This is a genomic window from Streptomyces sp. x-80, assembly GCF_046549095.1.
Classification (GTDB): Bacteria; Actinomycetota; Actinomycetes; order Streptomycetales; family Streptomycetaceae; genus Streptomyces; species Streptomyces celluloflavus.
Genome location: NZ_JAJPWM010000020.1, coordinates 91,244 through 104,145 on the forward strand (window position 1 = coordinate 91,244; position 12,902 = coordinate 104,145).

Consider the following 12,902-nt stretch of genomic DNA (forward strand, 5'->3'; position numbering starts at 1 on the left):
GGGCGACGGCAGGCCGCGGACGGTGGATCGGAACTCGGCACGGCCCCGCGCGGTTCCTGGTGTCCGCGCGGTCCGCACCGCACGGACGGCGAGTGCCACAGCCGCCCCGTGCCAAGGGACGGTGACCCGTCGCCACGCAACAGCGAGCGGAAAGAGCCCCCGTCGCCCCGGAACGGCGAGCCGCACCGGCGCCCGGCGGAACGGTCGGCCGGGCTCACGTCACGAACACGATCCCGGCGTCGGTGCCCGCCGGGGTGTACTCGGCGAGCCGGGCCCGCAGGCTGTCCTCGCGCTGCGGCTGGTAGAGGTCGTGGTACGCGCCCAGCTCGGCGCCGTCCGCCGCGCCGCGCCGGATCTCCTCGGCGCACCCCGCCGCCAACTGCCCGTACGCGGCCGCCCCGTAGCGCTCGGCGCGCAGCAGCGGACGGACCCGGGCGGCGTCGCCGGGGCCCGCCAGATCCGGCTGGCAGCGGTAGCGGCGCGGGGTGCGCGAGCCGGGCGGCACATAGCTGAACCGCAGGCAGCCGATGCCGCGCCGGGCGACCTCCAGCCGTCCGGTGAAGATGCTGTCCTCGGCGAGCCGCACGGCGTGCGTGTGCACCTCGCCGAGCACCGTGCTGCGGTGCGCCGACAGGACCGCGTGCGCATACCGGCAGTCCGGCGCGGACAGCGCCGCACGGTCGTGCCCGGTGGCGTCCAGGATGCTGTCGCGCAGCTGGACGGTGAGCGGATCGGTGCCCACCTCGTCGCCGATCACCTCGATGGTGCCCAGGATGCTGCGGTCGATCTCGACGCAGGCCGTGGTGCGGTCCAGGACCAGGCTCGGCTCCTCGGGGGAGTGCGGAGCGCACTCCGGCTCCAGCGACCAGCCCGGCACCAGGGTGCAGTGCCGCAGCACCACCGCGCCCATCGGCCCGGTGACATTGAGGCCGCGGCCGGTGACCAGCAGGCCGTCCAGCACCATCCGCGGCCGGTCGCCGGGCGCGCAATCCGACTCCCTGGCACGGATGTTGAGCGCGTCGGGCCGGTTGCTGTACCAGTCGAGCAGCCGGATCACCGGCCGGGTGCCCTCGGCGGCGCGCAGCTGGAGCCGGTCGCCGGGATCGAGGTCGAAGTCCAGCTGCTCCTGGTAGGCGCCGCTGTGGGTGATCTCGATGATCGCCTCCGGGCCGCAGCGGCCGGACCGCCGGTCGTGCCGCCACGCGCCGTACGCGTCCATGATCCGCCGGAAGTCCCGGCCCGGCCCGACCCGGTAGACGGTCGCGTCCGGCGGTGTGTGGCGGTCCGCGCGCGGGTACTCGCCGCCGCCCAGGTCGTCCCCGAACGCGTAGTGGTAGTCCACCCAAACGCCCTGCCGGGGGGCCGAGCGCGTGCCGAAGGCGAGCCGGCCCAGCTCCGGATCGACGGCGACCTGCCCGCGCTTGGGCCGGTAGCGCCAGTCGGAGAGATCGGCCACGACGATGTCGGAGAGCGGTACGGGGGTCTCATGGCCGTCCCGCCGGATGGTGAAGCTCTTGCCCGGCCCGTAGTAGTCCGCGAGCCGGTCGTGCAGCTGCCGGCGGCGGATGACGGCCGGCACATTGTCGAGGGTGGCGATATGCGTCGCGGACGGCTCCGGCTCCGGACGGGTCACCAGCGGACTGTCGTTGCCCAGGATCGAGAAGGTGTAGAGGTTGCGGGCCCGGTCGATGCAGTACGCGGGCGCCCGGGTGACGGAGTACGGCTTGAGCCGCCAGACGAACAGCCCGACCCCGGCCGGGGTGTAACCGCCCTGGGTGTGCCGGGAGGCGGCGCGACGTACGTCCACCGAGCGGGCCACCGTGCCGAACGGGCCGCCCGCCAGATCCAGCGCCGCGCCGTCCCGTACGTCCACCAGCCGGCCGCGCCCGGCGCGCCGCGCGTCCGCCGCCGCGGTGCCCGAGCCGTACAGCTTCACCGGCTGCTGCTGGGCGAGGAGGCGGGAGAACTCCACCGCCCGCGCCGGCCGGCCGGCCACGTCCTGCGACAGCTCCTCCAGCAGTGCGAGGGTGCCCTTGCGGCGCCGGTTGCCGACGGTGGCCGCCACATCGCGGCGCGGTGCCAGCGCCTCGGCCAGCCGCCGCCGGGACGCGTCCGGCAGTCCGTCGCCGTCCGGCCCGCCGTCCCGCAGGCCCGTCGCCAGGACCCGTTCGTAGCCGGGCAGCGGGCGGTAGCCCACCAGGTCGCCGAGGTAGGGCAGCACCCACTCGGCGGCGGTCTCCACGAACCAGTCGTCGTACTGCTGCTCGACCCCGTCGCGTATCCGGTCCGCCTGCTCGGCGATGACGGCCAGCAGGGCGCGCAGCGGCTCGCCCTCCGCCGCGTCGCGCAGCCGGTGCCACTGCGGGAGCAGCTCCGCGAGCCCGTCCGGTTCCCTGGTCATACCGTGCCCCCGCGCCGCTCACGCGCGACCGCGCACGCCGGACGGCGGACGGGCGGCCGGCTCCGGTCCGGGCCCCGGCTCGGGCTCATCGGGCAGCCTCCGTTCATCGGGCGGCCTGCGTTCATCGGGCAACCTCCGTGAGGATCAGGGTGTCGGCGACCCGTGGCGAGAACAGGGCGAGCTGGGCCGGCCGGATACCGCGGAAGACGCGGACCGCGCGGCCCGGTGCCAGCGGCCGGGTGTCGGTGATGTCGGGGTTCAGGCGCAGCAGTTCGGCCAGTGAGATGCCGTGGTGGGCGGCGATGGAGGTCAGGGTCTCCCCGTCCGCCACCGGCGGCGGAGCCCCCGGGCCGTCCGCGGTGACCTCGTACACCTGCTCGTCGTAGGTGGCGAGCCGGGACGGCACCGAGGTGGCGGGCGGGCCGGTGAACCGGTCGGCCAGCAGGGCGAGCCCCTCCGGGGTGACGGACGCCGGGACGCCGGTGAAGGCGTCCACGTCCACCCGGTCGACGCCGGGCACCGCCTGCGCGGTGGCCAGTACCTCCGACAGCCGGGCCGGCTGGCCCAACTCCCGCCCCTCGTAGCCGAGTTCTGCCAGCAGGGCAGCCCGGATGCGGGGCTCGACCAGTGGCCAGGAGTGGTCCGGCGCCACCTTCACCCGCGCCGCGAGCAGCAGCAGGACCGTCTCGCGGACGTCCACCCGCACCGGAAGCCGGGCATCGCCGTACTCGGCGAGTGCGGCCCGCAGCGCCCGCAGCACCTCCGCGTCCGGCGCGATCGGGATGTCGTCCACGCCCGCGACGGTGACGTGCAGCACCGTGCGCCGACCGTCGAACAGTTCGCGGGCCGAGGCCCGGCCGATGCCCGCCCGCGACCGCGCGAAGTCCGCGTAGTCCGCGACGGAGACCAGGCGGTCCAGCGCCGAGACGGCCAGCGGCACGGTGCGGCGGGTCAGCCCCGGGCCGTCGGCGTCCGTACCGCCGGTCGCGGGCTGCGGGTTGGTGACCCCGGTGACGCCCAGCGGCCGGGTGACCGCCTGGGTGATCCGGTCCGCCGCGACGTTCGCGGCCCGGCCGCTGCCGAAGCGGTAGCGGGCCCGTACGTTGTCGTGGCCGGTCGGCAGCCGGGCGCCGTGCACCCCGTCGCCGAACGTCACCGTCGTCCGCCCGTCGCCCGCCGTGCCGGTCACATACACCCGCGCGCGCGGACCGCGCCCGGCCAGACTGTCCACCGCGTGCCACCGCAGACCGTCCACCCGTACCTCCAACTGCGGGGTGGCGCCCAGCGGATTACCGTCCGGCAGCCAGGTCAGCGGTGACTGCCAGAGCGCGAACGTCTGGTGGGCGCGGGCGGCGTCGCCGCTGCCGATCGGCTCGTCGCGGCTCTCGCCGTGCGTGGCGGGCACCACATTGCCCTGGACGCGGACCGTGTCACGACGGTAGCGGTGGACCAGATCCGTGGTGAGGGTGAGCGTGGTGTGGACGCGGTCGCCGGGCAACTGCGGATCCAGCGTCTGGCGGACGCCCGCGATCACCACGAGTTCCGTGCCGCGCACCCCCGTCACACCCGGAATATCGGTCCGCTCACCGGACACGACGAGATACCGGCCGGGCCGCAACCCGTCGTACAGCTCGGCGAGTTCGAGCTCGTCGCCGTGCACGTCCTCGCCCACCGGGTCGTCGGCCTGCCGCAGCGCCTCGCCCGCCGCGTGCACCGTGGTGTCCCGGATCGCGGAGAGCACCACATCGTGCTCGTCCAGCCACGGGTCGGCGAGGGTGAGCAGGGTGCCCCGGCCGGTGACCCCGTACTGGGTGTGGACCGCGGTCCGCACCCCCGTCACCCTGGTCGTCACGGACGCGAGCCGCTTGTCGCCCGGGATGCCGTCCGGGCCGTCCGCACCCTTACGGGGCCGCTCCACGGTGACCCAGCCGCCGACCGTGATCCCGTCGTACACCGCGTCCAGCGGCAGCGCCAGCCGGTCGGCGGGGCGCGGCACCGTCGCGATGCCGATCTCCACCCCCGGCGGCTCACCGCCGGACGCCACCGTCACCGTCACCTCGTACTCCCCGTGCGTGACCTGCTTGTGCTCGCCGGGCGCCAGCCGCCACTGCAACGGTGTGCCGTTGTCCAGCGCGATATGGATCCGGCCGTCCTCGGCGGGCCGCGACACGAACAGCGTGCGCTCGGGCAGCCCCGCCAGCAGCCGCGCGGTGACCCCCGGCTCCTGCGAGTCGGCCGGCCGGCGGCCCAGCCAGCTCAGATCGTGGTCGGAACCCGTACGGGTGGACAGTTCGACCCGGCCGGGCCCCAGGGGGAAGGTGAGATCGGCGGGCAGGTTCTCGCTGCGCTGCACCGAACTCCCGGTCTCGACGTACTGGAACTCGGCCCGCACCGGCACCTTGCCCGCGGTGTCGTACACCACCCGCACCGTGGTCAGCGCCGCCCCGGTGAGCGGCCAGTCCGCCGTCCGGATCACCCGGCCGCGGTCGTCCTGGACGGGCTTGAGCGGCGCCGTCGCCCCGAACGGCGCGGCCGTCACCCGCATGGCCAGGACCTCGCGCAGCACGGCGGGGGCCGGGGCCTGCGCGCCACCGGACGCGACGGACGGGGCCGCCGCGGCCCGCCGCCACGCCGGGTACAGCCCGTCGGCCACCCGCGGATCCAGCGCCGCCAGCAGCTGCGCACCGAGATCCGAACCCGCCCCGAAGAGCCGGGCCGGATCGTGGGAGAGCGCCCGCGACCCGGCCGGCGGGCGGACGGCACGGGTACGGAGGGCGGGGAGCAGGGCGGCCAGCGCCCGGACGGCGGCGGGGGTCCGGTCGGCACGGGGTGCGGACCGGAAGGTGGCACCGACGGCGGGCGCCGCCTCCGCCGGGGCCGGACCCGGCGGGGCGCCCGGCGGCTCCTCGGCCGGGTCCCCCGACAGCTTCCCCGCCCGCGCCGCCAGCTCGCCGACCACCGCCGCCAGCTCCTCGAACCAGGCGGCGACCCTCGCGTACCCGGCCGCCAGTGCCTGCGCCTCCGCCAGCCGCTCATGCGGCCCGGCCAGCCGCCCGGCGAACTGCTCCGGGGTCGTGATGCCGTCCAGGTCCGCCCGCAGCGGAGCCAGCACCTGGACCTCGAAGTCGGCGATGAACCCGCTGATCGGGCGTGGGTTGGGGTGCTGCGGGGTGGGCGGCGGCGGATAGCCCGGGTCGTCCGGATCACCGGCGTCGGCCGGTTCGGTGATCCATCTGCGCAACTCCGCCACCAGCTCCGCGAGCGAAGCCGGCGCCGACTGCGCCAGCCCGAGCCCCGTCACGTCCTCGGTACGGTCCGTCCGCACCGAGGCCACCGGGAGCAGCACCCGCTGCGCCCCGAAGTCGAACAGCAGCCGGTCGCCGACCGTGAGCGCCGTATGTGTGCCCTCGACCAGCAGCTCCGGGCGGGTGCCGAGGTCGTCCGCGGTGAGCAGCGCGGGCCGCCGGCGCCGGACCGCCAGCTCGTTCCACGCCCAACGGGCCGTCAGATCCTCCGTGGTCTCGAAGGTCTGCGACTCCTCGTCCGGCCCCGCCGGCACGCTGTGGCTGCGCGCCCCGCGCGGGATCACCACCGGCAGATCGGCGGCGCGCGGATCGCGGTCCAGGGTGTACGCGAGAGAGGTGTCGGCGGCGACGCCGGGCCGCGGCCGGTGCCCCACCAGCCGCCCCAGCAGCGCCAGCGACCGGTGCTCGTTCGCCGTCCGCAGATACCCCTCCTCGGCGATCCGCTCACTGTGGAACGTCAGCAGATCGCCCAGCACGGCCCAGGAGTCCAGCAGCCCGATCGACGGATCGTCCGGGGTGCGGACGGTCAGCCCGCGCAGCGCCGGGTAGGCGGGCGAGGCGAGCCGGTCGACCATCGCGGCCAGGAAGGAGCCGTACGCGCCGACGCGGTAGTCGAGGGTGGTGCGGCCGGGCGGGTTGTGGGGCGGGGCGGGGGCGCGGCGCTCGTCGAGCCCGCCGGCACCTCCGTTGCACCCGCGGCCACCGCCGCCGTACGCCGTCTCGTTCGCCGTCTCGTGCTCCGTCTCGTGCTCCGTCATCGCCCACCCCCGAGTTCGATGGCCAGCCGGCCGTTCTCGGGCCGGTCCGGATCGTTGTCGCACCGGGCGATCTCCAGCGGTCCGAGCCGCAGCACACCCGCCTCCAGTTCCCCTTGGTCCTCATGGAACAGCCTGCGCAGCCGGGTCACCGCCACGCTCCGTACGCCCGGCACCGCCGCGGCCACCGCGACGAGGCGGCTCAGCCGGACCGGCTCCCCGAAGGTCAGCGCGTCCGGATGGAAGAAACCGAGCCGCCCACCGGGGAGCGCCCGGTTGCCGAACAACCGGCTCAACTCGGCGAGGATCTGCCCGTGTTGATGTCCGGGCACGGCGCAGACCTCCAGCGCGATGTCCAGCGGCACCAGCCGGGCCGGCCCCACGACCAGGTCGTGCCCGATCCTGCGGTACCCCTCCAGCGCGTACGCCACCGAGTCCAGCAGCGCGGGGGAGGGCTCCTCGGTCCCGTACGCGTCGACGGCGACCTGCGCCTCCTGCACGCTGCCGGTCCACCGGATGTCCGCCGCCGCCCGCTGCACGCCGGGGAGCCCGGCCGCCAGCGCCGCGTAGTCGTCCGCCGTGACGGCCCGCAGCCGGGTCCGCCGGAGCGCGAGCGGCGCCAGCTGCCGTACCTGCTCGACCGGTTCGGGTGCGGTGCCGCCCACGGCGGGCAGCGGGTTGCGTACGCCCGCCACCGGCATCGGGCCGTCGGCGCCCGACTCCTCGGGGGCGCGGCGCAGGACAAGGTGGTTGATGGCCTCGGCGCCCACGTTGCCCGCGGTGCCGCCGCCGAGCCGGTAGCGCAGCCGCAGCCGGGCACCGGGCGCGGGGCGGGCCCCGTACCGCCCGTCGCCGAAGCGCAGCGCGAGCCGGCCGTCGTCCGTCAGCTCCCCGACGAAGTGCCGGTCGCGGCCGCCGCTGGCGAGGAGGTCGCGGCGGGGGGTCCAGGTGACCGCTGTGCCGCGGCGGTGGTGGGGACGTACGGCGGCCGGGTCAGCGGCGGTGCCGACAGCCGCGTCCGCTTCCCCATGCCCTTCCGATTCCGTATCCGCTTCCGCTTCCGCCTTCGGCGCCACCTCCGCCTCCGCTGTCACCTCCGTGCTCGCCTCCGTCAGGTGTACCGCCGGGAGGGCCTGGCGCGGGTCCTGGCGGACGGCGGCGGCCGGGCCGTGCAGCACCGGCTCCCTCGGGTCCAGACCGGCCGCGTACACGGGCCCCCACGTATGCGCGATCTCCCACGCCGTACGCCCGTCCAGCACCGTGCCCGCCCGTGCCCGCGCGCCCAGCACCGCCAGCCGCCGCAGCTTCGCCGCCAGCAGCCGCGGGCTGCGGTGCAGCAACTCCCGCAGTGCGCGCACCGGATGGCGGCGCAGCTCCAGCCGCTCCAGCACCTTCAGCCCGAACAGGAGGGTCAGTTCGTCGATCTCGGCCTCCCCGAGCCCGTCGTGCTCCCGGGCGTCGCGCCACAGCTCCACCAGCCGCCCCCGCACCCGCTCCGGGATCGCCGCCAGCCGCTCCGCCTGCCCGGCCGCGAGGAACCGCGGCTCCGGGAACGGCACGCGCTGGACGACGGGGGAGCGGTGCAGTACGGGACGGAAGCGCGGTGCGATGCCCGGGTAGACGGACTGCGCGAGCAGCGTGCGCAACGCCGCCGCCTGGGCGTACGCCGTACCCGGTACCACCTTCTCGGTCCGCCGCCCGGCCGACTCCAGGCCGAGGCCGGCCCGCCCGGTGGCCTCCTCGCCGACGACGGTGAACAGCTCGCGGATGTCGTCGGGGGAGAGCGCCTGGTGGGCGCCGGTCTTCTCGATGAGGTCGCCGACGAGCCGTGCGGTGGCGTTGCCGCCGTCCTTCACATCGCCGCAGCCGAAGGCGGGCGGGCCGCAGGAGCCCAGGACGGCGGGGACGGGCGGGACGGTGACGGTCTCGCCTTCCGTCTCCTCCGTGGCCGGGTCCCCGAAGGCCGGTGAGCGCCCGTGATCCACCAGCACGACATTGCCGCGCGCCACACTCACGTCCTCGACGGGCGCGCAGTCCGGGCCGCCCAGGGTGGACAGGCACAGCGGGAACGTCAGCGCGTCGGCCGGTGCCCAGGTCACCTCCAGCACCGGCTGATCGTCGAGCCGGTCGACGGCCGGGGTGACGGAGAGGAGCCGGACCGGCTGCCGGTGCGCCGGGTCCTGGTCCCCGGGCGTACCCGTCCGCGCTCCCTTGACCTCCTCGAAGAGCAGCAGATCGCCGGGGGCGAGCCGGAGCGCACGCGTCTCGCGGCCCTCGTCCGTCCACTCGTCGCGCAGCGTCGCGCCGGTGGCGCCCCTGGGCAGGGTGCAGACCTCGCCGCCCCAGGTCCACAGCCGGATGGCATTGTGCTCGGGCCGCAGGACGAGGGGTGCGTCGGCGACCGGCTCGAAGACCTCCACCGCACCGCGCTCGTCCAGCACCGCCAGGTCCCGGTCGTCGATGACGGTCCCGGTCCCGGGCCGGTCGTGCGGTCCGTACGTCCTGGTGTCGACGGCGGCGAAACGGTAGTCACCCGGGAGCAGGGGCAACTCCTCGACGACGTCCACGGACACGAACGCCCGAGCGTTGCAGCCGTCGTGCATCGGGTAGTCGATGAGCCGCACATGCCGCCGTACGGAGACCCGCCGCCGGGCCGTATCGAGATACGCCTCGGTCGCCACCGCGTCCTGCTGGTAGCTGATCTGATCGGCGGTGTACGCGAGCAGCTCGGCCAGCGTCACGCCCAGGTCGGCGGGGTTGCGCTCGGTCCAGTCGGGGGTGGTCAGCCGCAGCCGGTCCAGTACGAGCTGCCGCAGGGTGTCGTAGTCGCGCGCGGTGTAGTCGATGACCGGCGCCGGTTCGACGGTGTCCGGGCAGTCGTCGGCCGCGGCGCCGTCCGCGCAGTCGAACGGACTCGGACAGTCCACCCGGAAGAAGAACTCCTGGCTGAAGTACCGCTGGTCGAAGCCCTCGTACGGCTCGCTGCCGGGGCGCCCGTACGGGTCGGTCCCGACGAGGGAGAGCCGGTAGCGGGAGGTGTCGCCGGTCCGGTCCAGCCGGACGAACAGCCGGTCGTCGAGTTCCGGATCCTCCTCCCGCTCGACGGATATCTCCAGCGCCGTCAGCCCCGACACCCGCCGCCCACCGTCGATCCGGACGTTCTCCGGACGCAGCCCGTGCGGCGCCTTCCCGAGAAAGGTGACCGTCAAGGTCACCCCGTCATCCGCGACCTCGACCTCGTCCACGCCGTTGAGCCGCGCCGACCGGATACGACCCCGGCGACCGTCGTCCGTCCGGCACGCCAATTCACCGGCCGTGCCCTTCAGTTGCGTCATGCCTCGCCCCGCCCCTCGAACACTTCGTCACGCCGGCTCGCGGTGGCACGCACCACATAGCGCAGATACACCCGTACGACGTTCTCCTCGCTCACCACGTCCAGCGATTCGACCTCCATCAGATCGCCCAGCCATCGCTGCAACGAGGCTTGGACGGACAGCTCGACGGCCGAGGCCAGTTCCGGACTGTTCGGCGTGAAGACGAGATCCAGCAGCCCGCAGCCGAAATCCGGCCGCATCACCCGCTCGCCCGGACTCGTGAACAGCAACTGCTCGATCAGATCCCGTACATGGTCGTCATGGCCGGCCAGCGCGGTCCGCCCGCGCCGGTCGATCCGGTACGGAAACGCGATGTCGGTACGGATGTGCCGTGTGGCCCTCATCGGTGGGACACCCCCTGGTGGCCGTGGTGGCTCTGGTGGGCCTGGTGGGCCTGGTGGGCCTGGTGGCCGTCATGGCGGTGATGGCTGTGGTCACTGCGATCGCCCTGGTGAACCTGGTGAACCTGGTGGCTCCGGTGGGCGGAGGTCACGACCGGCGGGCCCTGTGGCACCAGCCCGGCGCTGAAACACATCGCCGCGGTGGTGTCCAGCAGCACCGGCACCCCGTCGATCCGTACGGCGTCGGCCGCCCTGTCCGGCAGCCAGCGCAGGCTGATGCACGGCTGCGGCCGGCCATCGACGACCTGCGGGCACCCGCTGATCGTGAAGAGGTCCGTGGTGGTGGCCACCGGCGCGCCGTCGATCCGTACACCGTCCGATCCGCCGGCCGCGGTGGATGACGCGCGCCCTCCGTGCGGGCAGCTGATCACCGCACCCCCATGGACGAGATTTCCGGTCGCCACGTAGTACTCACTCCCCGATCCGGCTATCGCTTCTTGGGCACGGTCAACCGGCCCTCATTGATGTCAACTTGATCGCCGATCACCGAAATCGACGCACCGAGCCCGTTGTTGATATGGACACCCGTCGCATCGATCTTCACGTACGCGCCGCCCGGCGCCTCCAGCAGAATTCCGTTGCTGGGCACATCCGACATCACGATCTTGTGCTTTCCGGGCGTCTGTATCACGACGGGATGCGCCGTCGCGGGATCGGTCCGCGCATCCTCCGGCAGCTCCTCGCGCCGCCCGTACCAACACCCGGTCCACACCGGGAAACTGGGATCCCCCTGCTCGAACTCCACCCAGACACCCGCCCCGACGGACGGCACCACCACCTGCCCCGCCTGCTCTCCCGTGAACGGAAAACAGGGCAGCGCCCAGGTGGAGGTCTCGTCCCCCAGCACATCCGGAACCTGAACTCTCAGCCGCCCGACGCCCATCGGGTCGTCATTCGCCGCCACTCGGCCGCGGAACTTGCCGAGAAAGCGGTTGTTCGATGCAGCAGCCATGCGCGGCTTCTCTCCTTAGGGGACTCTGCCTTGATGGACCTCATGGACCTTGTGGACCTCATAGACCTTGTGGACCTCATAGGACTCTGCGTATGAGTGGGGCCGTGGGCCTCTGCTTGCGTGTGTTGCGGCGCGCTTGTGTGACGGCCCTCCGGGTACGAGCGGTGCGGGGTTATGGCTCCGCGGTGTGGGATTACGGCCGCACGGTGTCGCTGCGGGCGATCAGACCCTCCCTCGACAGCGTGAAGTTCTGCTGGTACGAACCGGGCCGCAGATTATGCGTCACCGTCTTCACGTAATAGTCACCGTCATACGTGACCCCGGCGCCCCGTACCCCCACCAACTCCCGTGGCCGCAGCACATATCCGTGCCGGGTGACATCCAGCGACCCGGAGCCCGAGATGGCATCGGCGCTCGTGGCTGCCCGCCCCAGGGCCTCCGCCTTCGCCAGCCCCTCATCCTTCTTCGCCGTCCCGCTCAGCGTCCGCCGCTTGAGCGCCGGCGATCCCCGCAACCCGAGCGGCGGCCGCAGCGGACTGATATCGGGCGGCGCCAGCAACGGCGCCTGCCGCGTCACCGGATCCTGCACCCGGGCCTGCGGCTCCTCCCGCGCCGTCCCGTCGTACGCGAACGTCAGCTGATCCACCGTCGAATTCGCGTCCATATTCACGTGCAAGGCGTGCTGCCGCTGCCCGAGCCGCTGCTCCGGCCCCCAGAACGCCGTCGACCGCCCCGGCACCGGACCCGGATCCAGATAGAACGTGTAGCCGTTCGCCCGCGCCAGGTCATTCACATACTGAAGATCGGTCCCCGTCTGGTAATCGACCCGCACCTGCTCCCGCGGCGGCTGCGGGATCTGCTCGCGAATGATCCGGGCGTCGATCCCGTAATCGGCGTACTTCCCCAGAATCCGCTCCACCCGCTGCGACGGCGCCAGATTCGGATACCGGTCCGTCCGCTCCTCCAGATCCATCAGCAGCGTCAGGTCTTCTCCCGTGATGGTGAGTGTCGTCTGTCCGGGCTGATTGCTGGCCCCCACCTCATGGCGGACGATCACCCCGTCCAGCAGCACCGCCGGCGTCCCCTTGACGGCGACGGTCAGAATCACCCTGGTCTTCGGGTCGAAGAAACCCTCCGGCAGCAGCCGTTCGACGATCGCCCCCTTCTTCGTCAGGTCGAACGCCAGCTGAAACCCGCTCCGCTCGCCCGCCGTACTGGTGATCTGCGCCGAGAGCAGCGCTTCCACCACCTCCTGTGGAACCAGCCGCGTCAGCTTCGGACCCATGTACAGCGAGAGGTGAATCGGCCCCTGCCCGACCGGCTGGTCCTCACCCATTCCGCACCCCCGGCCCACCCATCCCGCCAGGGAATCCACCCGCCAATGGAACGGCTGTCTCCGCGCCCGGCTCGTCCGTCAACTCCCGTGGATCCAGTACCGGATTGGCGTCCGCGATCCGCCACCACTGCCCCGGATCCCCGAAATACCGCTGCCCGAGCTGATCGGGCCGCTCACCGCTGCTCACCGTATGAGCCACCGCCCCCTCGGCGGCTTCCCCCAACGGCGGCAGCAACCGCCGCTTCGCATACCGCACTTCGGTCCCGTCGGGCATCGTGTGCACCCCGATCCCGATCCCCGCGTACCGACTGCTCCGCGGATACGGATGCGCCCCCGGCACGTCGTCCAACGCACTCTCATACGGCTCGATGCCCATGC

8 protein-coding genes are annotated in these 12,902 nt (G+C 73.5%); all 8 read right to left on the reverse strand.

The features are described 5' to 3' along the window. Positions 1–214: 214 nt before the first annotated feature. On the reverse strand, positions 215–2,401 hold the full coding sequence (locus ACLJWH_RS32575; protein ID WP_411145367.1) for a hypothetical protein: 2,187 nt from the start codon (positions 2,399–2,401) through the stop codon (positions 215–217). A 121-nt stretch (positions 2,402–2,522) separates the two neighbouring features. Next, positions 2,523–6,464, reverse strand: coding sequence for a putative baseplate assembly protein (locus ACLJWH_RS32580; protein WP_411145368.1), 3,942 nt, complete (start codon positions 6,462–6,464; stop codon positions 2,523–2,525). After that, positions 6,461–9,796 carry a putative baseplate assembly protein gene (locus ACLJWH_RS32585; RefSeq protein ID WP_411145369.1) on the reverse strand — a complete coding sequence of 1,112 codons (3,336 nt, stop codon included), beginning with the start codon at positions 9,794–9,796 and terminating at the stop codon, positions 6,461–6,463. The genes ACLJWH_RS32580 and ACLJWH_RS32585 overlap by 4 nt, the downstream gene beginning before the upstream one ends. Next, on the reverse strand, positions 9,793–10,179 hold the full coding sequence (locus tag ACLJWH_RS32590) for a GPW/gp25 family protein (protein WP_411145370.1): 387 nt from the start codon (positions 10,177–10,179) through the stop codon (positions 9,793–9,795). Before ACLJWH_RS32590 ends, ACLJWH_RS32585 begins: the two co-directional genes overlap by 4 nt. Further along, complete coding sequence (locus ACLJWH_RS32595) at positions 10,176–10,640, reverse strand: hypothetical protein (protein ID WP_411145371.1); 465 nt, start codon at positions 10,638–10,640, stop codon at positions 10,176–10,178. Before ACLJWH_RS32595 ends, ACLJWH_RS32590 begins: the two co-directional genes overlap by 4 nt. Positions 10,641–10,663: 23 nt before the next feature. Next, positions 10,664–11,188, reverse strand: coding sequence for a phage baseplate assembly protein V (locus tag ACLJWH_RS32600; RefSeq protein WP_411145372.1), 525 nt, complete (start codon positions 11,186–11,188; stop codon positions 10,664–10,666). 193 nt (positions 11,189–11,381) lie between these two features. Continuing rightward, the gene (locus tag ACLJWH_RS32605) at positions 11,382–12,524 is read right to left on the reverse strand and encodes a hypothetical protein (protein WP_411145373.1); all 1,143 of its coding nucleotides are present in this window, start codon (positions 12,522–12,524) and stop codon (positions 11,382–11,384) included. Continuing rightward, a complete protein-coding gene (locus ACLJWH_RS32610) occupies positions 12,517–12,900 on the reverse strand; it encodes a hypothetical protein (protein WP_411145374.1) in 384 nt (127 codons plus the stop codon). Before ACLJWH_RS32610 ends, ACLJWH_RS32605 begins: the two co-directional genes overlap by 8 nt. Between the last annotated feature and the right edge of the window lie 2 nt (positions 12,901–12,902).

What these genes read in the sequence shown, in the direction of transcription:
- ACLJWH_RS32575 (WP_411145367.1), bottom strand. Translation starts at nt 2,401, where the DNA reads ATGACCAGGGAACCGGACGGGCTCGCGGAGCTGCTCCCGCAGTGGCAC.
- ACLJWH_RS32580 (WP_411145368.1), bottom strand. Translation starts at nt 6,464, where the DNA reads ATGACGGAGCACGAGACGGAGCACGAGACGGCGAACGAGACGGCGTAC.
- ACLJWH_RS32585 (WP_411145369.1), bottom strand. Translation starts at nt 9,796, where the DNA reads ATGACGCAACTGAAGGGCACGGCCGGTGAATTGGCGTGCCGGACGGAC.
- ACLJWH_RS32590 (WP_411145370.1), bottom strand. Translation starts at nt 10,179, where the DNA reads ATGAGGGCCACACGGCACATCCGTACCGACATCGCGTTTCCGTACCGG.
- ACLJWH_RS32600 (WP_411145372.1), bottom strand. Translation starts at nt 11,188, where the DNA reads ATGGCTGCTGCATCGAACAACCGCTTTCTCGGCAAGTTCCGCGGCCGA.
- ACLJWH_RS32605 (WP_411145373.1), bottom strand. Translation starts at nt 12,524, where the DNA reads ATGGGTGAGGACCAGCCGGTCGGGCAGGGGCCGATTCACCTCTCGCTG.
- ACLJWH_RS32610 (WP_411145374.1), bottom strand. Translation starts at nt 12,900, where the DNA reads ATGGGCATCGAGCCGTATGAGAGTGCGTTGGACGACGTGCCGGGGGCG.